At 64.0% G+C, this 22,477-nt stretch carries 19 protein-coding genes; 11 read left to right on the top strand and 8 right to left on the bottom strand.

Annotated features, from left to right (window positions below):
• Positions 1 to 149: 149 nt before the first annotated feature.
• From CUJ91_RS02390 to CUJ91_RS02365, 6 genes are all read left to right on the top strand, one after another.
• Positions 150 to 1,760 carry an FMN-binding glutamate synthase family protein gene (locus CUJ91_RS02390; protein WP_053857517.1) on the top strand — a complete coding sequence of 537 codons (1,611 nt, stop codon included), beginning with the start codon at positions 150 to 152 and terminating at the stop codon, positions 1,758 to 1,760.
• 146 nt (positions 1,761 to 1,906) lie between these two features.
• Complete coding sequence (glyQ, locus tag CUJ91_RS02385; protein WP_006047936.1) at positions 1,907 to 2,914, top strand: glycine--tRNA ligase subunit alpha; 1,008 nt, start codon at positions 1,907 to 1,909, stop codon at positions 2,912 to 2,914.
• 15 nt (positions 2,915 to 2,929) lie between these two features.
• Positions 2,930 to 5,032 carry a glycine--tRNA ligase subunit beta gene (glyS, locus tag CUJ91_RS02380; protein WP_114155798.1) on the top strand — a complete coding sequence of 701 codons (2,103 nt, stop codon included), beginning with the start codon at positions 2,930 to 2,932 and terminating at the stop codon, positions 5,030 to 5,032.
• 10 nt (positions 5,033 to 5,042) lie between these two features.
• Positions 5,043 to 5,597 (top strand): D-glycero-beta-D-manno-heptose 1,7-bisphosphate 7-phosphatase, encoded by a 555-nt coding sequence (gene gmhB, locus CUJ91_RS02375; RefSeq protein ID WP_006047938.1) that lies wholly within the window; start codon positions 5,043 to 5,045, stop codon positions 5,595 to 5,597.
• Positions 5,598 to 5,637: 40 nt separating this feature from the next.
• A complete protein-coding gene (locus CUJ91_RS02370) occupies positions 5,638 to 6,396 on the top strand; it encodes a lysophospholipid acyltransferase family protein (RefSeq protein ID WP_006047939.1) in 759 nt (252 codons plus the stop codon).
• 44 nt (positions 6,397 to 6,440) lie between these two features.
• On the top strand, positions 6,441 to 7,328 hold the full coding sequence (locus CUJ91_RS02365) for a M48 family metallopeptidase (protein WP_114155797.1): 888 nt from the start codon (positions 6,441 to 6,443) through the stop codon (positions 7,326 to 7,328).
• 15 nt (positions 7,329 to 7,343) lie between these two features.
• On the opposite strand, the gene gloA is transcribed toward CUJ91_RS02365, so the two are convergent.
• Both gloA and CUJ91_RS02355 read right to left on the bottom strand, forming a co-directional pair.
• The gene (gene gloA / locus CUJ91_RS02360) at positions 7,344 to 7,730 is read right to left on the bottom strand and encodes a lactoylglutathione lyase (RefSeq protein ID WP_006047941.1); all 387 of its coding nucleotides are present in this window, start codon (positions 7,728 to 7,730) and stop codon (positions 7,344 to 7,346) included.
• A 111-nt stretch (positions 7,731 to 7,841) separates the two neighbouring features.
• Positions 7,842 to 8,954, bottom strand: a complete 1,113-nt coding sequence (locus tag CUJ91_RS02355) for a porin (protein ID WP_006047942.1) — start codon at positions 8,952 to 8,954, stop codon at positions 7,842 to 7,844.
• A gap of 354 nt (positions 8,955 to 9,308) precedes the next feature.
• Between CUJ91_RS02355 and CUJ91_RS02350 the strand changes: the two genes are divergently transcribed.
• Positions 9,309 to 10,244: a DMT family transporter gene (locus CUJ91_RS02350; protein ID WP_029970460.1), complete on the top strand. Its 936-nt coding sequence runs from the start codon at positions 9,309 to 9,311 to the stop codon at positions 10,242 to 10,244.
• Between the two features lie 76 nt (positions 10,245 to 10,320).
• On the opposite strand, the gene rsmA is transcribed toward CUJ91_RS02350, so the two are convergent.
• From rsmA to CUJ91_RS02330, 4 genes are all read right to left on the bottom strand, one after another.
• Positions 10,321 to 11,151, bottom strand: a complete 831-nt coding sequence (rsmA, locus tag CUJ91_RS02345; RefSeq protein ID WP_114155796.1) for a 16S rRNA (adenine(1518)-N(6)/adenine(1519)-N(6))-dimethyltransferase RsmA — start codon at positions 11,149 to 11,151, stop codon at positions 10,321 to 10,323.
• A gap of 70 nt (positions 11,152 to 11,221) precedes the next feature.
• A complete protein-coding gene (gene pdxA, locus CUJ91_RS02340) occupies positions 11,222 to 12,232 on the bottom strand; it encodes a 4-hydroxythreonine-4-phosphate dehydrogenase PdxA (protein WP_114155795.1) in 1,011 nt (336 codons plus the stop codon).
• Positions 12,233 to 12,237: 5 nt separating this feature from the next.
• Positions 12,238 to 13,599, bottom strand: a complete 1,362-nt coding sequence (locus tag CUJ91_RS02335; RefSeq protein WP_006047946.1) for a peptidylprolyl isomerase — start codon at positions 13,597 to 13,599, stop codon at positions 12,238 to 12,240.
• Positions 13,600 to 13,666: 67 nt separating this feature from the next.
• Positions 13,667 to 16,033 carry an LPS-assembly protein LptD gene (locus CUJ91_RS02330; protein WP_029970463.1) on the bottom strand — a complete coding sequence of 789 codons (2,367 nt, stop codon included), beginning with the start codon at positions 16,031 to 16,033 and terminating at the stop codon, positions 13,667 to 13,669.
• 220 nt (positions 16,034 to 16,253) lie between these two features.
• Between CUJ91_RS02330 and CUJ91_RS02325 the strand changes: the two genes are divergently transcribed.
• Both CUJ91_RS02325 and murU read left to right on the top strand, forming a co-directional pair.
• Complete coding sequence (locus tag CUJ91_RS02325) at positions 16,254 to 17,366, top strand: aminoglycoside phosphotransferase family protein (RefSeq protein ID WP_114155794.1); 1,113 nt, start codon at positions 16,254 to 16,256, stop codon at positions 17,364 to 17,366.
• 9 nt (positions 17,367 to 17,375) lie between these two features.
• Positions 17,376 to 18,083 carry an N-acetylmuramate alpha-1-phosphate uridylyltransferase MurU gene (gene murU, locus CUJ91_RS02320; RefSeq protein ID WP_114155793.1) on the top strand — a complete coding sequence of 236 codons (708 nt, stop codon included), beginning with the start codon at positions 17,376 to 17,378 and terminating at the stop codon, positions 18,081 to 18,083.
• A gap of 30 nt (positions 18,084 to 18,113) precedes the next feature.
• Here the strand turns inward: murU and CUJ91_RS02315 are convergent, their stop codons facing one another.
• Positions 18,114 to 20,024 (bottom strand): ABCB family ABC transporter ATP-binding protein/permease, encoded by a 1,911-nt coding sequence (locus tag CUJ91_RS02315; protein ID WP_114155792.1) that lies wholly within the window; start codon positions 20,022 to 20,024, stop codon positions 18,114 to 18,116.
• 294 nt (positions 20,025 to 20,318) lie between these two features.
• Between CUJ91_RS02315 and CUJ91_RS02310 the strand changes: the two genes are divergently transcribed.
• Positions 20,319 to 20,714, top strand: coding sequence for an acyl-CoA thioesterase (locus tag CUJ91_RS02310; protein ID WP_006047951.1), 396 nt, complete (start codon positions 20,319 to 20,321; stop codon positions 20,712 to 20,714).
• A 52-nt stretch (positions 20,715 to 20,766) separates the two neighbouring features.
• On the opposite strand, the gene CUJ91_RS02305 is transcribed toward CUJ91_RS02310, so the two are convergent.
• A complete protein-coding gene (locus tag CUJ91_RS02305; RefSeq protein ID WP_006047952.1) occupies positions 20,767 to 21,687 on the bottom strand; it encodes a LysR substrate-binding domain-containing protein in 921 nt (306 codons plus the stop codon).
• A gap of 168 nt (positions 21,688 to 21,855) precedes the next feature.
• Between CUJ91_RS02305 and CUJ91_RS02300 the strand changes: the two genes are divergently transcribed.
• A complete protein-coding gene (locus CUJ91_RS02300) occupies positions 21,856 to 22,470 on the top strand; it encodes a glutathione S-transferase (protein WP_107707342.1) in 615 nt (204 codons plus the stop codon).
• Positions 22,471 to 22,477 lie beyond the last annotated feature (7 nt).

Raw genomic sequence — 22,477 nt, 5'->3', positions numbered from 1 at the left:
AACTCAGCAAGCCTTTGCACGACGTTTAAACCTCACCAACGACCCGCCCACGTCTTCCCGACAGGCAGTCGCTCGTTTTCCCACGGTGGATCTGCCTGTGCTCCGGGCCCGGCAATCCCTCCGTGACGATTCACTGCACCGGAGTCCTCATGTTTTCTCGACGTTATCTGGCCATGTGGAGCGCCATCGCGCTCCTCGGTTTGTCTACGGCGCTCGCCGCGACGCAACACGTTTCGTGGTTGTGGATCGTCGTGCCGCTCGCGCTCGTCGCGCTCGGCATCTTCGATCTGACGCAACAGCGCCACGCGATTCTGCGCAACTATCCGCTGTGGGGCCATTTCCGTTTTCTGTTCGAGTTCATCCGGCCGGAAATCCGCCAGTATTTCGTCGAAAACGATACCGACGAAAAGCCGTTCTCGCGCGCTCAACGCAGCATCGTCTATCAGCGCGCGAAGAACGACGTCGACAGCCGGCCCTACGGCACCGAACTCGACGTGAAGGCCGTCGCGCACGAATGGATCAGCCACTCGCTCGCGCCGACCACGCTCGATAGCCACGACTTTCGCATCGTGGTCGGCGCCGATCGCGCACAGCCTTATTCGATGTCGATCTTCAACGTCTCGGCGATGAGCTTCGGCTCGCTGTCGGCGAACGCGATCATGGCGCTGAACCTCGGCGCGAAGAAAGGCAACTTCGCGCACGACACCGGCGAAGGCTCGATGTCGAAGTATCACCGCGAGCATGGCGGCGACATCATCTGGGAAATCGCGTCGGGTTACTTCGGCTGCCGAAACGACGACGGCACGTTCAGCGCCGAAAAATTCGCGAAGCAGGCCGCCGAGCCGCAAGTGAAAATGATCGAGGTGAAGCTGTCGCAAGGTGCGAAGCCCGGTCACGGCGGCGTGCTGCCCGCCGCGAAGATCACGCCGGAGATCGCAGAAACGCGCGGCGTGCCGATGGGCCGCGATTGCATTTCGCCGGCCACGCATTCGGAGTTTTCGACGCCGCGCGGGCTGCTCGAATTCGTCGATCGGCTGCGCACACTGTCGGGCGGCAAGCCGACCGGCTTCAAGCTGTGCATCGGGCATCCGTGGGAATTTTTCGGCATTGCGAAGGCGATGCTCGAGACGGGCATTCTGCCGGACTTCATCGTCGTGGACGGCGCCGAGGGCGGCACCGGCGCAGCGCCGCTCGAGTTCACCGATCACGTCGGCGTGCCGTTGCAGGAAGGCTTGCTGCTCGTGCACAACACGCTGGTCGGCATCGGCTTGCGGCAGCGGATTCGCATCGGCGCGAGCGGCAAGATGATCACCGCGTTCGACATCACGAAGACGCTCGCGATCGGCGCGGACTGGGTCAACGCGGCGCGCGGCTTCATGTTCGCGGTCGGCTGCATTCAGGCGCAGACGTGCCACACCGGACGCTGCCCGACCGGCGTCGCGACGCAAGACCCGGTGCGCCAGCGCGCGCTCGTCGTGCCGGACAAGGCCGACCGCGTCTTCAGCTTCCATCACAACACGCTGCATGCGCTGAAGGAGATCGTTCAGGCTGCAGGCTTGAAGCATCCTGCGGAACTGCGCGCGCATCACATCGTGCGACGTGTGTCGTCGCATGAGGTGCAGTTGATGTCCGAGCTTCTGAAGTATCTCGAGCCGAACGATCTTCTCAACGGGAATTATCGTTACTCGTTGTATGAGAAATGGTGGCCGGTTGCGCAAAGCGATTCGTTTTCGCCGAAGGTGGAGTTGGCGGTGGCGTGAAGGCCTCCGCTGACGAGAGCCGCTCCCCCTCCCAAAACGGACACCCCCCCGCCTTTCCGTTAAAATCTCCGGTTTAGCACTTCGCTCCACGGCCGCCCCGCGCGCTCACGCGCCCGCGGCGCGGCCCCATGCCCGAAAGGCACTTCATGCTCACGTTTCAGCAAATCATCCTGACACTGCAGTCCTATTGGGATAAGCAGGGTTGCGCGTTGCTCCAGCCGATCGACATGGAAGTCGGCGCGGGCACCTCGCACGTCCACACCTTCCTGCGCGCGATCGGCCCGGAGCCGTGGCGCGCCGCGTACGTGCAGCCGTCGCGCCGCCCGAAAGACGGCCGCTATGGCGAGAATCCGAACCGTCTGCAGCATTACTACCAATATCAGGTCGTGCTGAAGCCGGCGCCGGAAAATATCCTCGATCTGTATCTCGGCTCGCTCGAAGCGCTCGGCTTCGATCTGAAGCAGAACGACGTGCGCTTTGTCGAAGACGACTGGGAAAATCCCACGCTCGGCGCCTGGGGCCTCGGCTGGGAAGTGTGGCTAAACGGCATGGAAGTGACGCAGTTCACGTACTTCCAGCAGGTCGGCGGTCTGGATTGCAAGCCGGTGCTCGGCGAAATCACCTACGGCCTCGAGCGTCTCGCGATGTATCTGCAAAAGGTCGAGAACGTCTACGACCTCATCTGGACCGAGTGGGAAGAGCAAGGCCCGAACGGCCCGGAAACGCGGCGCCTGACCTACGGCGACGTGTACCACCAGAACGAAGTCGAACAGTCCACGTACAACTTCGAGCACGCGAACGTCGATCTGCTGTTCACGTTCTTCAACAGCTACGAGGCGGAAGCGAAGCGCATGATCGAAGCGCAGATCGCATTGCCCGCCTATGAACTCGTGCTGAAGGCCGGCCACACGTTCAACCTGCTCGACGCGCGCGGCGCGATTTCGGTCACGGAGCGCGCGGCCTACATCGGCCGGATTCGCGCGCTGTCGCGTCTTGTCGCGCAGGCTTATTACGATTCGCGCGAGAAGCTCGGCTTCCCGATGCTCGGCAATCCGGTGCACGGCGTGCCCGGCCTCACGACCGACGAGCAGGACGCCGCCATGCCGGCTTGGGCGCCGCCGCTGAAAGTCGAACGCAAGATCGACCAGGACTGACGAGAACATCAAGAAATGACTCAATCCCATCAAGCTACCCTGCTGGTCGAACTGCTGACCGAGGAACTGCCGCCCAAGGCGCTCGCCCGTCTCGGCGACGCTTTTGCCGAAGGCATCGCGGAACGCCTCGCCGGGCGCGATCTGATCGAAGGCCAACTGTCGTTCGAACGTTACGCGACGCCGCGACGCCTCGCGGTCACGGTGAAAAACGTGCGCACGGTCGCGCCGGAAAAACACGTTCGCGAAAAAGTGTTGCCGGTTTCCGTCGCGCTCGATAAAGACGGCCAGCCCACCGCGCCGCTCGCGAAGAAACTGGCCGCGCTCGGCTTCCCCGATTTTTCCATTAGCGACCTCGAACGCGCGCAAGACGGCAAGGCCGAAGCCTTCTTCCTGCGCTATGCCGCGCCGGGCGCGACGCTCGCGGAAGGCTTGCAAGCCGCGCTCGACGAAACGCTCAGCAAGCTGCCCATTCCGAAGGTGATGACGTATCAGCGTCCCGACGGCTCGAACGTGCAGTTCGTGCGTCCGGCGCATCGCCTGACCGCGCTGCATGGCGACCAGGTGGTGCCGGTCAGTGCGCTCGGCATCGACGCCGACGACACCACGCTCGGCCATCGCTTCCTGTCCGAAGGTTTCGTGCAGATCCAGCACGCCGATTCCTACGCGGACACGCTGATGCACAAAGGCCGCGTGGTCCCGAACTTCGCTGATCGCAAGGAAACGATCCGCACGCATCTGCTCGCGCACGCTGACGGCGACCAGGTCGTGATGCCCGAATCGCTGCTGGACGAAGTGACGTCGCTGGTCGAATGGCCGGTGGTCTACGCATGCCGTTTCGAGGACGAGTTCCTGCAAGTGCCGCAGGAATGTCTGATCCTCACGATGCAGACGAATCAGAAATACTTCGCGCTGACCGATGCAAACGGCAAGCTGCGCTCGCGTTTCCTGATCGTGTCGAACATTGAAACGGCCACGCCGGGCGACATTGTCGAAGGCAACGAACGTGTGGTGCGTCCGCGTCTTGCCGACGCGAAGTTCTTCTTCGAGCAGGACAAGAAGAAGCCGCTCGCGGATCGCGTGCCGCTGCTTGCGAACGTCGTGTATCACAACAAGCTCGGCTCGGCGCTGCAACGTGTTGAGCGGGTCGAAGCGCTGGCCGGTGCGATCGCCGCGTTGATCGGCGCCGACGTCGCGCTCGCCAAACGTGCCGCGCGTCTCGCGAAGGCGGATTTGATCACCGACATGGTCGGCGAATTCCCCGAGCTGCAAGGCACGATGGGCACGTACTACGCGCGCCACGACGGCGAGCCGGAAGAAGTGGCGCTCGCATGCTCGGAACACTATCAGCCGCGTTTCTCGGGCGACGCGTTGCCGGGCACAGCGACCGGTACGGTCGTCGCGCTCGCCGACAAACTGGAAACGCTGGTCGGCATCTGGGGCATCGGCCTGCAACCCACCGGCGAAAAAGACCCGTTCGCGCTGCGCCGTCATGCGCTCGGCGTGCTGCGCATTCTCGTTGAAAAGCAACTGGCCGTGGACTTCGTCGAGTTGCTGCGCACGGCTTACGCGCAATTCGCCGCCGTGCCGAACGTCGCCGATTCGACGCAAGCCATTTACGACTTCAGCATGGACCGTCTGCGCGGTTTGCTGCGCGAACGCGGCCACGCGCCGGGCGAAATCGACGCGGTGCTCGCGCTCAATCCGACGCGCCTCGACGACATCGTCGCGCGTCTCGATGCCGTGCGAGAATTTGCGGCGTTGCCCGAAGCGGCATCGCTCGCGGCAGCCAACAAGCGCATCTCGAACATTCTGAAGAAGTCGGAAAGCGCTAGCGCGAGCGGCGGCGTGCAGCCAGCGTTGTTAGTTGAAGCGGCGGAAAAAGCGCTGCATGCTCAGCTCGAACAGGTTGCGCCGCGCGTGCAGTCGCAACTCGCCGCGCGCGACTACACCGGCGCGCTGACCGCGCTCGCTGCACTGCGCGAACCGGTCGACACTTTCTTTAACGACGTGATGGTCAACGCGGAAGATCCGTCGCTGCGTGCAAACCGCCTGGCCCTGCTCGGCGCGCTGCATCAGCAGATGAATTGCGTCGCGGACATTTCCCGGCTCGCCGCCTGAGCCGCACGCCATGCCGACCAAGAAAGTAGTCATTCTCGACCGCGACGGCGTGATCAACGTCGATTCCGACGCGTTCATCAAGTCGCCGGACGAGTGGGTCGCGCTGCCGGGCTCGCTCGAAGCGATCGCGCGTCTGAGCCAGGCGGGCTATCGCGTGGCGATCGCGACGAACCAGTCGGGCATCGGCCGGGGTCTGTTCGACATGAACGCGCTCAACGCGATGCATCTGAAGATGCATCGCATGGCGGCTTCGGTCGGCGGGCGCATCGACGCCGTGTTCTTCTGCCCGCACACGGCGGAAGATCACTGCGAATGCCGCAAGCCGAAGGCCGGCATGCTGAAGATGATCAACGAGCGTTTCGAGGTCGCCCCCGAGAACACGCCGGTAGTCGGCGACGCGATGCGCGATCTGCAAGCGGGCGCGTCGCTCGGCCATCCGGTTCATCTGGTGCTGACTGGCAAGGGCCGCAAAACGCTCGCGGCCGGCGGACTGCCGGAAGGCACCACGGTCCACGACGATCTGCGCGCGTTCGTGCTCGACTTCCTCGCCGACGCTCAAGAGTGACGCGCACGTCGCGCGTCCCCAACCCTCACAGACCACGCCGATGCGCTTCATTCGTTCCTTGCTGCTGCTGATCTACTTCGTCGTATTCACGGTGCCCTACGCGACCGCGTGCTTCATCGCGTTTCCGTTCATGCGTGCCGACAAGCGCTACTGGATGGCGGCGGGCTGGTGCCGTGTCACGGTCATCGTCGCTCGCTGGCTGACCGGCATCCGCTACACGCTCGAAGGCATGGAGAACCTGCCCAACGGTCCGGCCGTGCTACTGTCGAAGCATCAATCGGCATGGGAGACGCTCGCGTTTCCCGCATTGATGCCGCGGCCGCTGTGCTATGTGTTCAAGCGCGAGCTGCTGTACGTGCCGTTTTTCGGCTGGGCGCTCGGTCTCCTGAAGATGGTTCACATCGACCGCAAGGAAGGCAAATACGCGTTCGAGTCGGTCATCCGGCAAGGCAAGGCGCGCATGGCGGAAGGCGCATGGGTCATCATGTTTCCGGAAGGCACGCGCACGCCGACTGGCAAGCAGGGCAAGTACAAGACCGGCGGCGCGCGCTTCGCGATCGCCACCGGCGCGCCCGTCGTGCCGATCGCGCACAACGCCGGACGCGTGTGGCCTCGCAACTCGTTTCTCAAATATGCGGGTATAGTCACAGTGTCAATCGGCAAGCCGATCGACACCACGGGGCTCACGCCCGATGAAGTGAACACGCGCGTCGAACAGTGGATCGAAGCTGAAATGCGTCGCATCGATCCCACTGCGTATCGCGCGGCGGATAGCAGTTCCGCCGCCGCACCAATCTGACGCGCCCACGCCCTCGAAGGCGTACTTGCGCGAAGCCGAATCCGATGCAGAAGTCTCCTACGCCGCAGCCCGCCGCGGCGCTCGATAACCGGCAACTCGATCTCCCGCTCTTTGCAGAGCCGGGTTCGACGTCGTCGTCTCCTTCGCCGTCCGCACCTACCGCGACGCCTCACGGGCAGGAGCCCGCTGTCCCGCTTGCACCCGACGGCAGCAAGCTGCGCAAACTGGTGATCGGCTCACGCACGCTGCATTACGCGCTCAAGCGTTCGGCGCGCCGCTCGATTGGCTTTGCCATCGACAGCACCGGCCTCACGATCACGGCGCCGCGCTGGGTCACGCTCGCCGATATCGAAACCGCGATCACCGAGAAGCAGCGCTGGATTTTCACGAAGCTGATCGAATGGCAAACGCGCGTCGAACAGCGCGCGTTGCCGAAGGTCGACTGGAAAGACGGCGCGCAAGTGCCCTATCTCGGTCAGCCGGTGCATGTGAGGCTCGGCTCGCCGCAAGGCACGCTCGCGTTCAGCGCGGAAGATTCCGCGCTGCAAGTGCCGCTGCCTTTGCAAGCCGATCCGCAGCAGATCAAGGACCGCGTGCAAGGCTGGTTGCAGGGCGAAGCGAAGCGTGTGTTCGGCGAGCGCCTTGCAATTTACGCGGAGAAGCTGGGCGTCAACTATCGCGCGTACGCGCTTTCGTCAGCGGCCACGCGCTGGGGCAGTTGTTCGAGCGACGGCAAGATTCGCCTGAACTGGCGGCTGATTCACTTCCCGCTTTCGATTATCGATTACGTGGTTGCGCACGAACTCGCGCATCTGCGGGAAATGAACCACAGCCCGCGCTTCTGGCAAACGGTCGAATCGATCTTCCCGGAATTTCGCGAAGCGCGGCAGACGCTCAAGTCGCATCCGCCTGAACTGCTGCCGACGCTTTAAGGCCCGTGGCCCGCGTTACTTCTTCTTCTGGATGAACTCGATCTTGTAGCCGTCCGGATCGGTCACGAATGCGATCACGGTCGTGCCGTGTTTCATCGGGCCGGCTTCGCGCACCACCGTGCCGCCTTGCGCCTTGATTTTTTCGCAGGCGGCGTAGGCGTCTTCCACTTCCACGGCGAGATGCCCGAAACCGTTGCCGAGATCATAGGACGGCGTGTCCCAGTTATGCGTCAATTCGATGACGGTGCCGTCGCGCTCATCCGTGTAGCCGACGAACGCCAGCGTGAACTTGCCATCCGGATAATCGTCGCGGCGCAGTAACTTCATGCCGAGCAGTTCGGTGTAAAACGCGATCGAACGGTCCAGGTCGCCGACCCGGAGCATGGTGTGAAGCAGGCGCATCGTGTACTCCCTGTTGCTTTGACGTCGAGACCGTCAATGTACCCGGAATCGCCCGCCGTTGCAGCGGACGCAATGCTCGCAATCGACGTGTGAAACGCGCTTCGCAACGCTTCAGAACTGATGCCGCAGCCCCGCCATCAAGCCGATTTGCGAGCCTTTCTGCGCGAGGCCCACGGCATTCACGCCCTGCAATTGCGCGCCGATCAGGTCGCCGCGATACAGCGAATAATCGCCTTCGACGTAGACGTCCGTGCGCTTCGACAGGTTGTAGTCGGCGACGAGCTGGTATTGCCACGCCGAGCCGTCTTTCGCGGGAGTTTTGCCGTCCTGCAGGGTCCGCCAGACATTCGCCGCCACATGCCACGCGTTGCCGATCTGCTGCGTGATGCCGCCCATGAACATGCGTCGTCGCGAGAAGTCGGTGTACTTGAGCGCGGTCAGCGAGGCCGCGGAAAACGGTCCGTTGGCGAACGTGGAGAAACCGGCGTCGGCCCGATTGACGATGTAGCCGAGCGAAAAGCGCGTCTTGTCCCACGTGTACGAGCCGCCGAATGTCCACGCTTTCGCCGACGCGCCGTTGACCGAGTCTTTCGACTCCTCATACGCGCCGCCGACGGTGAACGGTCCTCCCGCCGGCGCATAGGCCGCCGCCGCGCCGATCTGGCTGCCGTACGAGTTGCCGGCATTGCCGCCGAACGCGTAGCCCGCTGCAAAGGTGAGTCCGTTGTACTTCGCCTGATACTGCACCTGGTTGCTGGTCCAGATGCCGCCTGTCATCGTCACTTCGGGCTGAAAGCTGAAATCGTACGGAATCCACGGATTGCTGCCGTAGCCGCCTACCGTGATGCCTTCAATCATCACGTTGTACTGACGGCCGAAAATCACCTGGCCGTAGGAAGTGGAGCGCACACCGATCTGCGCTTCGTTGAAGAACGGCAAGGTCGGGTCGCTCTGCCCGCTGTTGATGTAGATGCGGTTCTCGAGCTTGAAGAAGGTCGACCAGCCGCCGCCCAGATCCTCGACGCCCTTGAGCCCCCAGCGGCTTTGCGTCATGCCGCCGGTGCCGAGTCCGAGCGACGAATCGCCGGCCTTGTTGGCATGCGTCAGATAGCGCACGCTCTCGTCGACCACGCCGTACAGCGTCACGCTCGATTGGGCGTGCGCGGCCGGACAGCCGAGCGACATCAACGTGACAACGGCCGCGCCTCTGCTGAGGGTCATCATGTCGTTTCCTCGTATCGGCTCCGCTTTGCGCGGATAGAGTTTGACTGCTGACGCGGCGCAGCGTCCGCGAGGTCGGCTTCCTACAGAAGCCCGGAATCGGCGACACAGTGCGCACTAACGTACTGACAGGCAGTGCTCACGGCGCTGTCGTCGAACCTTAGCGCGAAATAACGACGGTAAGAAATAGGTGTTGCGCGAGGTGTTGCGCGGGCGTTGCGCAAAATCAGCAAAAGGACTTGCGAGTTATAGGAAGCACGCGTAGGCGGTGGGGGCATCGGCCGGGCGGGCCGGCGGGTTTGATATGGTACGTGCTGCGCCGTTCAACCGTCTTGCCTTCCTCTCACGACATCGCCCATGAGCACCACCGCCCTGCCCGCGCGCCGCGCCCCCGATGGCTTCGCCGTCCTGCTGATGGTCGGCTTGTGCGCGATCTGGGGCTTCCAGCAAGTCGCGATCAAAAGCACCAACGCCGCGTTGCCGCCGCTATTTCAGGCAGGCTTGCGCTCGACCATCGCGGCGTTGCTCGTGTGGGGCTGGGCTCGCTCGCGCGGCACGCCGCTCTTTCGCGACGACGGCACGCTCGCCGCAGGTCTGCTGGCGGGCGTCCTGTTCGCCGCCGAATTCGTGTGCATCTTCCTCGGGCTGACGCTGACCAGCGCGTCGCGCATGGCGGTCTTTCTGTACACCGCGCCGTGCTTTACGGCGCTCGGGCTGCATTGGTTCGTCGACGGCGAGCGGATGCGGCGCATCCAATGGATCGGCATCGTCGTCGCGTTCGCGGGCATCGCGCTGGCTTTCGCGGATGGCTTCCTGCATGGCGCCACGGCGAGCGGCTCGTCACTGGCCGCGGTGGCCGGCGACGCGCTCGGCGTGCTGGCAGGCGTCGCGTGGGCCGCGACGACCGTCGTGGTGCGCGCCACGCGGCTCGCGCAGTCGAGCGCGAGCAAGACGCTCTTCTATCAACTGACTGTGTCGGCCGTGGTCCTGCTCGTGATGGCGCTGGCGCTCGGCGAGGCGCATGTCGACACCGTCACGCCGCTCGCGGTCGCGAGCCTCGCGTATCAGGCGGTGGTAGTCGCGTTCGTCAGCTATCTAGTGTGGTTCTGGCTGCTCACGCGCTATGTCGCGTCGCGGCTGTCGGTGTTCTCGTTTCTGACACCGCTCTTTGGCGTGACCTTCGGCGTGCTGCTGCTCGGCGAGTCGTTCAGCTTGCGCTTTCTTATGGCGGCGGCGCTCGTGCTGACCGGTATCGCGCTCGTCAATGCGCCGGGGAAACGGGCGGGAGCGTAGCGCGCACTATCCGCTATACGTTCGCTATCAGGCGGCGAGGCGTTGCAAAGAAGCCAGGCCGCCACTGAGCCGCGTATCAGGCCTTGGCCGCCACGATCTGCGCGACGCGCACATATTCGGCGACCGGCACATCTTCGGCGCGGCGTTGCAGGTCGAAGCCGATCGCCTCGAAGTCGACGCGATCGCGGAATGCAGCCAGCGTGTTGCGCAGCATCTTGCGACGCTGCGAGAAGGCCGCGGTGACCACCTCGCCGAGCACGCGCTCGTCCACGGGCGTCAGTTCGTGCGGCGCATACGGAATCATTCGCACGATCGCGGAATCGACTTTCGGCGGCGGCTGGAACGCCTCGGGCGGCACGTCGAGCTGCTTGTCGATCACATAGCGATATTGCAGCATCACCGAAAGACGGCTGAACGCCTTCGTGCCCGGCTCGGCCACCATCCGCTCCACCACCTCGTTTTGCAGCATGAAGTGCTGATCGATCACGCGAGGCGCGAACGACACGAGATGAAACAGCAGCGGGCTCGAAATGTTGTACGGCAGATTGCCGACAATGCGCAGCGACGGCGCGTCGCCAGGCGCGGCCAGCGAGCCGAAGTCGAACGCGAGCGCATCGCCCGCATGCAGTTCGAGCAGCTCGCCGAACTTGTTCTTCAGACGCCCGATCAGATCGCGGTCCAGCTCGACGGCATGCAGCGGCGCCTCGGGCGTGGCGAGCCGCTCGATCAGCGGCTGCGTGAGCGCGCCCAGTCCCGGCCCGATTTCGACCATGCGCTCGCCGCGTTGCGGACGGATCACGTCGACGATCGAATCGATCACGCCCATGTCGACCAGAAAGTTCTGCCCGAAACGCTTGCGCGCGATATGACCTTGGTGGCGGCCCTGCTGCTGTCTGCTGGTGGACATCGAAGAAACGCTAAAGAAAGAGCACTGCTTGAAAAGAGACGACGCGCGAGGCTGCCGCGGCAGCGTTGAATCAGCCCGCGCGGCGATGTTGCGCCATGGACACCGCTGTGTCGATGGCGGCGATCAGGCTGCCCGCGTCGGCGCGGCCGGTGCCGGCCAGATCGAGCGCGGTGCCGTGATCGACCGACGTGCGGATGATCGGCAAGCCGAGCGTGATGTTGATGCCTTCGCCGAACGTCGCGTACTTCAGCACCGGCAAGCCCTGATCGTGGAACATGGCGAGCACGCAGTCGGCTTCGTCCAGATAACGCGGCTGAAACAGCGTGTCGGCCGGATAGGGACCGCGCGCGTCGATGCCTTCACCGTTAGCGAGCTTCAGCGCGGGCGAGATCACGTCGATTTCCTCGCGCCCGAGATAGCCGTTTTCGCCCGCGTGCGGGTTGAGCCCGGTCACGAGAATGCGCGGCGCGGGCAAGCCGAAGTGATGCCGCAAGTCGTGATCGACAATGCGCAACGTTTCGACGAGACCTTGCTGCGTCAACGCGGCGGAAACGTCTTTCAGCGGCAGATGCGTGGTCGCGAGCGCGACCCGCAACGGACGCTTGCCGGTGCCCGCCAGCATCATCACCACGCGCGGCGTGTGCGTGCGCTCGGCGAGATATTCGGTATGGCCGGTAAAGGGCACGCCGGCGTCGTTAATCGTGCTCTTTTGCAGCGGCGCGGTGACGATCGCGTCGAAGGTGCCGGCCATTGCGCCGTCGATTGCGCTATCCAGCAGATCGAGCACGTAGCGCCCATTGGCCGCGTTCAGTTTGCCCGCGACCGCCGGCGCGCCGAGCGGCCGATGCTGCACGCTAATGCGCCCCGCCCGCGCGGCGAGCGCGCTCCAGTCGACACCCACTGCGCGCGCGCGTTCGGCGAGCAGCGCCGAATCGCCCAGCACCGTGAACTGTGCGCTGGGCCAATGCGCCGCCGCGCCCGCGAGCGCCTGCGCCGTCAGTTCGGGACCGACGCCGGCCGGCTCGCCGGTCGTGATCGCGATCTGCAACGGCAAGCGGGCGGACTGGGCGGCGGTGTTCATGACGATTACCGAATGCTCGACAGATCAGGCTTGACTTCGACGTACGCAGTATCGCGCAGTTCGCGCAGCCAGTCGGCGTAAGCCTGCTCGGCCTTGCGCTGACCGATCGCCTGGCGCGCAAGATCCATTTGCTGTGCAATCGAGCCTTGCGCTTCGCGGCGCTCCAGCACCTGAATCAGGTGATAGCCGTATTCGCTGCGCACCGGGTCGCTGATCTGGCCGTCCTGCAGCGAGTTCATCGCGCGCTCGAATTCGGGCACCGTCTCGCCCGGGCTGATCCAGCCCAGGTCGCCGCCTTGCGACGACGAACCGTCTTGCGAATAGGTGCTGGCGAACTTCGAGAAGTCGCCGCCCGCGGCGATTTCCTTCCTGATTTCGAGCAGCTTCTGACGCGCTTGCGGCTCCGACATGCCGTCGCCGACGCGCAGCAGAATGTGGCGCACATGCGTTTGCACGAGCTTGGGCGCATCGGAACTCGTGCCCTGACCGGCACGGCGATCGACGAGACGCACGACCTCGAAGCCGTCGCTGGTGCGGATCACTTCCGGATTGACCTGGCCCGGACGCAGTGCCGACGCCGCCTTGACGAACTCCGGCGGCAGCTTCGACGGCGCCGCGTAGCCCATGTCGCCGCCCTTCGACGCATCCGGCGCCTGCGAATTCGACTTCGCGAGCTTTTCGAAGTTGGCGCCGCCCTTCGCTTCGGCGAGCAATGCCTCGGCCTTCTTCTGAGCCGCCTCGATGTCGGGTTGCGGCGCGTTCAGCGGCGCCTTCAGCAGAATGTGCTCCAGGTGCAGGTCGCTCGTCGCGCCCGCGTTCGGGCCGCGCTGACTTGCGATGTAGTTCGCGACTTCCGCGTCCGACACCGTGACCTTGCTGTCTACTTCCTTCTCACGCAGACGCGAGAGCGTGAGCTCAGTGCGCGCGTCGCTCGTGAACGTGGTCCAGGGCACGCCTTGCGCCTCGATACGCGCGCGGTAGACGTCGAGCGACAGGTTGTTCGCCTGCGCGAGCCGCTCCAGCGTTTTCTGCACGGCTGCGTCGTCGATATTGATGCCGTCTTCCTTCGCCTTCTGCAACTGGATGCGTTCCAGCACCATCTGGTTGAGCACCTGCTGACGCAACTGGTCGGCCGGCGGAATCGGCGCGTTTTGCTGGTTCAGGCGGCGCGTGATGAGGCTCACGCGTTCTTCGAGTTCACGCCGCGTGATGACACCGTTGTTGACCACTGCGGCGATCGTGTCGACCGTCTGGCCGCGGTTGCCGGCAAGCGCCTGCGCGTGCACCGGCGCCACCGACAGGAAAGACGCCACGGCGGCGAGACCTGCCGCGAGCGTTGCCAAGCGAAGCTTTTTCATGATTGCCACAGATACTCCAATGATGTCGGGCACGCCTGGCCCGTCTTTTCGCATTCGATGAACGACCGGGCGAGCGTCATTCGTAATTGATGAACCGCGACTCCGGCGGCGGCGGTGGCGGCAGCGGCGTATAGCCCGCCACGCTGCTGCGGAACGCGGCAATCAGCCCGTTGTCGACGCTCGACAAGCCCTTGAACGTCAACTGCGCGAGAAAGCGCGTGCTCGACTGGTGCTGCCCCGACGTATTCAGCCCGTTTGCGTAGCGCTGAAGACCCGCGCCGAGCGTCCAGCAATCTGCGTCGTACTGCAGACCAACGAGTCCGTCGACGATGCGATGTCCGCCCAGATCGTAATTGAAGCGCCCGACACCGAACACCCGATGCGCCAGCGGCCATTGCCCCGACACCAGCACCTGGTTGATAGGCTCGTTGTCGAGCGTGGTGTTCGCGCGCGTGTACCGATACGCGACGTTGAGCACCTTGCCGGTTGCCGGACTGAATCCGAAGCCGACGCTCGTCTTGACCAGCTGGTTGTTGTCGGCATTATATTGGAACGCAGTTTCCGACGCGAAACCGGCCCCGAGCTTGAGCGACGCGCCCACGATCAGGTCGGAATGCGTGGCCTGCGTGCTCGTCTGCGTCGGCGTCAGCGTGACGCGCTGATCGCGGAAATAGTACTGCTGCGCGATCACGAAGCGCGCGCGTTCGTCGCCCGTTGCCGGGTTGATGAAGCGCGTGGTGAGGGCCGCGGTCAGGCGGTTTGCATCCGCGATACGGTCGTTGCCGACGAACGTGTTCGGCGTGAAGATTTCGGCGAGCCCGAAGTCGGATTCCGCAGTATCGAAGAGCGGCGCTGACTGCTGGTTGCGATACGGCGTGTACACGTAGTACAGGCGCGGTTCCAGCGTCTGGATGTAATCCTCGCCGAAGAGCCGGACCGAGCGGTCGAAAATCAGACCGGTGTCGAACGTCAGCGTGGGGATCGATTCGGTGAAATTCTTCGGCGTGCCGGCGGGCACATCGTTGCTGATGTTGTTCAGGTTGTACGACGCGAAGTGCCACTGCACCTTCGGCGTGACGAAATAACCCGGCCCCACCACGGAGTACGAAATATACGGGTTGAACATCACCCGTTGACCCTGGGTCATGTCCGCGGTCGTGATGCGGAAATTCGTGTAGTCCGCTTCGGCGCCGAAGTCGAAGCCGCCCACGTTGTACTTCGCGTACCTCACGTTCAACTGCGGTTCGCGGCCATACGGCGCGACCGACGGCGTGAGCGTCTGCCAGTGCTGCTCGCGCGCGAGCACGGACCACGGGCCGTTGTTGTAGGTCAACCCGGCTTCCTGCTGATACAGGAGCTGGGTGCCGTTCATGAACTGATTCGACGACGACGACAGGTCTTCCGGATACGTATTGTCCGAAACCTTGTTGTAGTAGATGTAGCCGCCGAACCCGTTGCCGAAGTTCTGGTTGTGCTGGATATACAGCGCGTAGCGGTTGGTCTTCGTCAGCCGGTCGTTCGGCAGGTACTCGCCGGTAATCGAGCCCGAATACGTGGGCGACAGATAGCGGAAGGTGCTCTGCAACTGCACGCCGCGCTTCGAAATGATCCGCGGCGTGACCGTCAGATCGCGATTCGGCGCGATGTTGAAGTAATACGGCACCGACAGTTCGAAACCGTTCGTCGAACTGAGCGAGAAGGTGGGCGGCAAGATACCGCTGCGCCGCTCGCCCGACAGCGGAAACGAGAGCCACGGCGACGCGAACACCGGCACGCCCTGGAAAAACAGCACGCTGTTGTAGGCCACGCCTTCGTCGGCACCGGTATCGAAATCGAACTCGCTGCCCTTGATGTACCACGCCGGATTATCCGCGCACGCGCACGCCGTGTAGGTGCCCTTCGTGAACACCGAGCGCTCGTTGTCGAGCAGATCGACGCGCTCCGCGCTGCCCGAACCGCCCGTCACGTTGAAGTGATACTTGGGCGCGGTCATGAAGCCTTCGCTCGAATCCACGCGCATGTGCGCCTCGGGCCCCGCGAAGGTTGTACCGTTGTTGCTGATGTGAACCTGGCCGTATGCATCGGCCATGTCCGAGTCCTGATCGTAATGCAGCGCGTCGGACTTGATGACGACCGTACCGCGGCGCACTTCGGCCGCGCCCTTGACGGCCATGTCCTGGTCCGTCGTGCCGTTGGTCGAATCGCCGAGCACGAACGTGGCCGGCTTCTGTCCCGGCTGCAGCACATGGTCTTCGAGTTGCGGAGCGAGCTGCATGCCCCACGGTGGATCGATTGGCTGCGGCTGCGCCGCCTCACCGACCAGTTGGGCGTGAGCAAGCGCGGGCACGAGGCCCGGAACGGCGATCAACGCCGCGACGAGCCGCCTTTTGCGCGGCATCGCGGCACAAGAGGGATTCGTTTGGGAAAGCTGTCTAGGCGGCATGTATCGTTTGGCGAATCGGCCCGTCCGTCAGCTTTTGCAGTCACGATCCACCGCCTGCACACCACGACCGTGACAGTCGGCTGCACACAATATTTACAATCTCCGAACGGTGAGGCGGGCGGTAAAGCGGAATACGCGAAAGCTGGCGTGAGTCGCGTCAAAAAAGTCGTGGGGTATTATATGGCAAGACGTTGTCCCTCTGAATTTGCCGCCGGTTTTCATGACGCTGCCCCCTTCCCAAGACTTCACACACCATCCCGCCGACAGCCGCCTCGAACTGCTCAAGGCCTGGCTGCAAGGCCACGCGGCCCGTTATGCACTCGATATCAGCACGCTCGCGCCCGCTTCGTCCGACGCGAGCTTCCGCCGCTATTTCCGGCTCGCCGGTAAGGCGGCGGAAGGCGAAAACGCCGCCACGCTGATCGCGGTCGACGCGCCGCCGCCCGAAAAATGCCGCGAGTTCGTGCAGGTCGCGCAGTTGCTCGAAGCGGCCAACGTGCATGTGCCGCGCATCCTCGAAGTGGATTTCGACGCGGGCTTGATGCTCGTCACCGATCTCGGCACCGCGTCGTACCTCGGCGCGCTCACGGCCGCGCAAAACGATAACGATCCGCGCCGCGCACGCGCGCTGATGCGCGACGCGCTCGACGCGCTGATCCGCTGGCAACTGACATCGCGCGAAGACGTGCTGCCGCCGTTCGACGAAGCGTTCCTGCGCCGCGAGATGGAGCTGATGCCGGAGTGGTTCATCGGCAGGCACCTGGGGCGCGAGGTCGACGACAATACGCGCGGCCTGCTCGACCGCACGTTCGCGCTGCTGATCGCGAGCGCGCGGGCGCAGCCGCAAGTGTTCATGCTGCGCGATTTCATGCCGCGCAATCTGATGGTGTGCGCAGCGCCAGGTGCGGCCGGCGAAGCAAGCCGCGCGGCCAACCCCGGCGTGCTCGACTTCCAGGACGCGGTATACGGTCCAATCACTTACGACGTCGCGTCCTTGTTGCGCGACGCCTTCCTCAGTTGGGACGAGGAGTTCGAGCTCGATTGCTTCGTGTACTACTGGGAACGCGCGAAGAAAGCCGGCCTGCCCGTCGATCCCGATTTCGGCGAGTTCTATCGGCAGATCGAATGGATGGGTCTGCAACGGCATATCAAGGTGCTGGGTCTCTTCTGCCGCATCAATTACCGCGACAGCAAGGCGCATTACATGAACGACTTGCCGCGCTTCATCGGCTATGCGCGCAAGGTGGCCGAACGTTATGCACCGCTGCGTCAGTTCGGCAAGCTGCTCGACGATCTCGAAGGCCGCGCGAATGAAATCGGCTACACGTTCTGAACAATCACAATGCCTCTGAAGAAAGCGATGATTTTCGCCGCGGGCCGCGGCGAGCGCATGCGTCCGTTGACCGACGCGTGTCCGAAGCCTTTACTCGAAGCGGGCGGCAAGCCGCTGATTGTCTGGCAGATCGAACGGCTCGCGCGGGCGGGCTTTGAAACCATCGTGATCAATCACGCGTGGCTCGGCGAGCAGATCGAAGCCGCGCTCGGCGACGGTTCACGCTGGCACGTCGAACTGCGCTATTCGCCCGAGCGTGAAGCACTCGAGACCGCGGGCGGCATCGTGCAGGCGCTTACGCTGATCGAAGATAACGGGGCAAGCGAAGTGTTCGTCGCGGTGAGCGGCGACGTGTACGCGGACTTCGATTACAGCAGGTTGAGCGCGCGCGCCGACGCATTGAAGGCTTTGCCCGAGCCGGGCATGCATCTCGTCATGGTGCCGAATCCGCCGTTTCATCCGAACGGAGACTTTGCGCTCAAGGACGATGTGTTGTCGCTCGACGGCGCGCCGCGCTTCACGTTCGGCAACATCGGACTCTATGACACGCGCATGTTCCGCGATCTTCCGCGTGGCACGCGACGCGCGCTCACGCCGTATTACCGCGAAACGATCGCGCGCGGTCTTGCCACTGGCGAGTTATACGAAGGCTTGTGGGAAAACGTCGGCACGCCGGCGCAGCTTCAGCAACTCGATGAGCGGTTGCGGTCGCGCTGAGATCGCGGTGCAGTCGCGCTGAGTTGGCGTTCAACGCGCCGGCAGTTCCGCGCTGTCAGGCATCGCCGCAGCGCCGGCACTCTCCACCACTTCCGACGTCTCGGCCGTGCGTTGCTGCTGCAACGCCCACATCTGCGCGAACAGGCCGTTTGCGCGCAACAGTTCGGCATGCGTGCCGCGCTCGACGATGCGCCCCTTGTCCATCACGATGATCTGCTGAGCGTGCACCACCGTCGACAGCCGGTGCGCGATGATCAGCGTCGTGCGTTCGCGCGCGATCTGATCGAGCTCGTGCTGGATCGCGCGTTCCGAACGTGAATCGAGCGCGGAGGTCGCCTCGTCGAACAGCAGGATCGGCGGATTCTTGAGGATGGTCCGCGCAATCGCGACGCGCTGCTTCTCGCCGCCCGAGAGCTTCAGGCCGCGCTCGCCGACCGGCGTGTCATAGCCTTTCGGCAGTCCTTCGATGAACTCGTGGATATGCGCCGCGCGCGCCGCCGCGATCACTTCGTCGCGCGTCGCCGAAGGCCGTCCATAAGCGATGTTGTAGTAGATCGAATCGTTGAACAGCACCGTGTCCTGCGGCACCGTGCCGATCGACGCGCGCAGCGATGCCTGCGCGACGTCGCGAATATCCTGACCGTCGATGGTGATCGCGCCGCCCGTCGCGCGGTCCAGATCGTAGAAGCGGAACATCAGCCGCGCGAGCGTCGACTTGCCCGAGCCGCTATGCCCGACCACGGCCGTCGTGGTGCCCGCCGCAATCGTAAAGCTCACATCGTGGAGAATCTGCCGCGCCGGCTCGTACGAAAAGTTGACGTGCTCGAAACGCACTTGCCCGCCGCTCACTCGCAGCGCGGGCGCGCCGGGCACATCGGGCACTTCCTGCGCGGCGCCGAGCAGCGTGAACATGCGGTCCATGTCGGTGAGACTTTGCTTCAGCTCGCGATACACGACGCCCAAGAAATTCAGCGGAATATAAAGCTGCAGCATGAACGTGTTGATCAGCACGAGATCGCCGAGCGTGAGGCGCCCGGCCATCACGCCTTCGGTCGCGCGCCACAGAATGAACACGAGCCCCGTGCCGATGATCGCCTGCTGCCCGAAGTTCAGCGCCGACAGCGAGCGCTGCGACTTGATCGCCGCGGTGCGATAGCGCTTCAGGTTCTCGTCGTAACGGCTCGCTTCCCACTCTTCGTTGCCGAAGTACTTGACGGTTTCATAGTTGAGCAGCGAGTCGATGGCGCGCGAGTTCGCCTTCGAATCGAGCTCGTTCATCGTGCGGCGAAAATGCGTGCGCCACTCGGTCACCTTCACCGTGAAGACGATGTACACGGCCAGCGCCACGAACGTGACCGCGGCGTAATACGCCTCGTATTTGACGACGAAGAAGCCGAGCACGAGGCCGACTTCGACGAGCGTCGGCAGAATGCTGTACAGCGAATACGAAATGAGTTGCGTGATGCCGCGCGTGCCGCGTTCGATGTCGCGCGACATGCCGCCCGTTTGCCGCTCGAGATGAAAGCGCAACGACAGGCCATGCAGATGCCGGAACACCTTGAGCGCGAGTTGCCGCACGGCGCTTTCGGTGACTTTCGAAAACAGGATTTCGCGCAACTCGGTGAAGAGCGACGTGGAGAGCCGCACCACCGCATAGGCGACCACCAGCAAGCCGACGCCGCCGAGCAGCACGATGCCCGGCGAATCGTGCGCGCGGCCAAGCGCCGTGAGATGCTGCACGGACGCGAGACTGTCGACGATCCGCTTCATCACGATCGGCACGCCGAGGTTGGCGATCTTCGCGCCGATCAGGCAGCTCAGCGCGAACGCGACACGCCATTTGTAGGTGGCGAGATACGGCAGCAGCGACAGGATCGTCTGCCAGTCGTTGCGCGGCTGGGTGGAAATCGGCGAGGGTTCGGACGGAAGCGAGCGGCGCATGGATTGGGCTGGGGAGATATGGAAATGCCGGAGTTCGCAGCGGCCGCGACCGCCACGCGCGCGCCGCCAACTGCCGGCGCACGGGGCCTCGTCGCGACCCGACTGGGCGCTTTCCCGTACAATTCCTGATCGTTCTATTGTCGCAGAAGCCGGCTGGCGCCGCTTTTCATCGGCGAGGCGGCTCGTTATGGCTGGACGTTGGACGCGGCTCTGCCGTTTGGTAATGTCCAGGGCTTGCGTCGTGAGCCGCGCCGGCCAGGCGAATCAAACCAACACGCGTTTCCAGGGTAACTGATGACCGATATTCTCCAACTCCCGCAAAAGCCTTGCGCGCTGCGCGTCATGCCGCAGCCGGCCGACGCCAATATCCACGGCGACGTGTTTGGCGGCTGGATCATGGCGCAGGTGGACATTGCCGGCTCGATCCCGGCAAGCCGCCGCGCGAACGGGCGAGTCGCGACCATCGCGGTCAATTCGTTCCTCTTCAAGCAGCCGGTGTTCGTCGGCGATCTGCTGAGCTTTTATGCGGACATCGTGAAGACGGGCAATACGTCCATCACCGTTTCCGTCGAGGTCTACGCGCAACGTATGAGCCTCGCGGAAGACATCGTCAAAGTGACGGAGGCCACGCTGACCTACGTCGCCACCGACAGCGACCGCCGCCCGCGCGCACTGCCCGCGCTCGACTGAAACGCGCCGGACCCGCCCCAACGCGCCGAACCCGCCTGACCGCAGCGCGGCGCTATTGATCCCCAAGCGCCGCATTCGCGCGCAGATACGCGTCGACCTGTCCTTCGATCCACTGCGCGAAATGCGCCTGCTGCGCAGTGAGCGTTTCGCGCTGCTGCCACACAAGCCAGTACGGATAGCGATAAGGCACGCGAACCCGCGTGATCTGCACCAGCTCGCCGCGCGCAAGCGCGTGCGCGACCAGGCTGCGCCGCTCGAGCGCAACGCCCTGGCCGAGCAATACCGCGCCGATCACGACGTTCGAATCGTTCGCGGACAACACCACGCGCGCGGCATCCGGTTGCGCGACCTTCGCGGCTTCGCACCAGTCGGCCCACGGCGCGTCGGGACTCGAAATCAGCGGACACGCGATCACCTCTTCGGCCGTGACCGGCAAGCGGCCACCTGGCGCGAGCGCGAAATGCGGCGCGGCGACCACGATCATTTCATCGTCGAATAGCTTTTGATGCGCGACGTCGGGCCAATGGCCCTGGCCCATGCGAATGCCGACATCGCTCGCACCGTGGCGCAAATCTTCGAGTTGCAAACTCGTGACGAGACGAACGCGGTAATACGGATGCGCGTCGCGAAAGTCGGGCAGACGCGGCACGAGCCAATGTTGCGCGAACGACGGCAATGTAGCGATCACCAGTTCGCTGTCGTGCGGACGCGCGAGCACGCGGCGCGTGGCCTGCGTGATGTCGCGCAGCGCCGCGCGGATCTCGAGCGCGTAGAGACGGCCTTCGTCGGTCGGACGCAGACCGCGCGCCTCGCGTACGAAAAGCGCGACGCCCATCGCCTCTTCGAGTACCTTGATCTGCTGGCTCACCGCCGAATGCGTGACGTGCAACTCGCGGGCCGCCTGCGTGACGCCGCCGAGGCGCGCGACGGCCTCGAAGCAGCGCAGAGCGGTCAAGGGCGGAATGCGTTTCATGTAAGAGATTCTGACGTAAACCGTCGAATAATTTCGCTTTTTCTGCCGCGCCGCGATGCTTAATCTATTGCGGTGAAGCGCGCCGCATGGACGCGGCGGGACGCGGCGACAGGCAACGAGCGCCGCGACCCCACGGCGCATGATGATAGAACGTCTAACGGGACAGACATGAAACTGATCGGAATGCTCGACTCGCCTTACGTGCGCCGGGTCGCTATCTGCATGAAGCTGCTCGGGCTCGAGTTCGAGCACGCGCCCATCTCGGTGTTCAGCACCTACGACCAGTTCGCGGCCATCAACCCGGTCGTCAAGGCGCCGACGCTCGTCGCCGACAACGGCAAGACGGTGATGGACTCGACGGTGATCCTGCAATATCTCGCGTCGCTGGCCGGTCCGAAGCAGCGGCTATTTCCGTCGCATCCCGACGACTGCCTGCGCGCCGCGCGCCTGACCGGCCTCTCGCTCGCCGCATGCGACAAGAGCGTGCAGATCGTCTACGAACGCAACCTGCGGCCGGCCGACAAGCAGCATGAACCGTGGATGGACCGTGTGCGTGCGCAAGTGCTCGCCGCCTACGCCGAGCTCGAACAGGAAGCCGCGGCGGCGCCCTTGCCGACCGAGGCCGAGCGCTTCGGCGCGGCCGAAGTCACGGTCGCCGTCGCGTGGAATTTCACGCAGATGATGCTGCCGCAGATCGTCAGCGCAAGCGCGCACCCGCATTTGCAGGCGTTTTCGGCGGCAGCGGAACAGTTGCCGGTTTTCGTGAGTACGCCAGCGGTGTGAGCGCGGC

Source organism: Paraburkholderia graminis, from assembly GCF_003330785.1.
GTDB lineage: Bacteria > Pseudomonadota > Gammaproteobacteria > Burkholderiales > Burkholderiaceae > Paraburkholderia > Paraburkholderia graminis.
This window is presented reverse-complemented; position numbering and strand designations above follow the sequence as displayed.

Bases quoted from the DNA above. Each gene is read 5' to 3' on its own strand.
- CUJ91_RS02390 (WP_053857517.1), top strand. From the start codon at position 150: ATGTTTTCTCGACGTTATCTGGCCATGTGGAGCGCCATCGCGCTCCTC.
- CUJ91_RS02365 (WP_114155797.1), top strand. From the start codon at position 6,441: ATGCAGAAGTCTCCTACGCCGCAGCCCGCCGCGGCGCTCGATAACCGG.
- rsmA (WP_114155796.1), bottom strand. From the start codon at position 11,151: ATGTCCACCAGCAGACAGCAGCAGGGCCGCCACCAAGGTCATATCGCG.
- CUJ91_RS02330 (WP_029970463.1), bottom strand. From the start codon at position 16,033: ATGCCGCCTAGACAGCTTTCCCAAACGAATCCCTCTTGTGCCGCGATG.
- CUJ91_RS02325 (WP_114155794.1), top strand. From the start codon at position 16,254: ATGACGCTGCCCCCTTCCCAAGACTTCACACACCATCCCGCCGACAGC.
- CUJ91_RS02305 (WP_006047952.1), bottom strand. From the start codon at position 21,687: ATGAAACGCATTCCGCCCTTGACCGCTCTGCGCTGCTTCGAGGCCGTC.
- gloA (WP_006047941.1), bottom strand. From the start codon at position 7,730: ATGCGCCTGCTTCACACCATGCTCCGGGTCGGCGACCTGGACCGTTCG.
- glyS (WP_114155798.1), top strand. From the start codon at position 2,930: ATGACTCAATCCCATCAAGCTACCCTGCTGGTCGAACTGCTGACCGAG.
- CUJ91_RS02355 (WP_006047942.1), bottom strand. From the start codon at position 8,954: ATGATGACCCTCAGCAGAGGCGCGGCCGTTGTCACGTTGATGTCGCTC.
- gmhB (WP_006047938.1), top strand. From the start codon at position 5,043: ATGCCGACCAAGAAAGTAGTCATTCTCGACCGCGACGGCGTGATCAAC.
- CUJ91_RS02300 (WP_107707342.1), top strand. From the start codon at position 21,856: ATGAAACTGATCGGAATGCTCGACTCGCCTTACGTGCGCCGGGTCGCT.
- CUJ91_RS02315 (WP_114155792.1), bottom strand. From the start codon at position 20,024: ATGCGCCGCTCGCTTCCGTCCGAACCCTCGCCGATTTCCACCCAGCCG.
- CUJ91_RS02310 (WP_006047951.1), top strand. From the start codon at position 20,319: ATGACCGATATTCTCCAACTCCCGCAAAAGCCTTGCGCGCTGCGCGTC.
- murU (WP_114155793.1), top strand. From the start codon at position 17,376: ATGCCTCTGAAGAAAGCGATGATTTTCGCCGCGGGCCGCGGCGAGCGC.
- CUJ91_RS02370 (WP_006047939.1), top strand. From the start codon at position 5,638: ATGCGCTTCATTCGTTCCTTGCTGCTGCTGATCTACTTCGTCGTATTC.
- pdxA (WP_114155795.1), bottom strand. From the start codon at position 12,232: ATGAACACCGCCGCCCAGTCCGCCCGCTTGCCGTTGCAGATCGCGATC.
- glyQ (WP_006047936.1), top strand. From the start codon at position 1,907: ATGCTCACGTTTCAGCAAATCATCCTGACACTGCAGTCCTATTGGGAT.
- CUJ91_RS02350 (WP_029970460.1), top strand. From the start codon at position 9,309: ATGAGCACCACCGCCCTGCCCGCGCGCCGCGCCCCCGATGGCTTCGCC.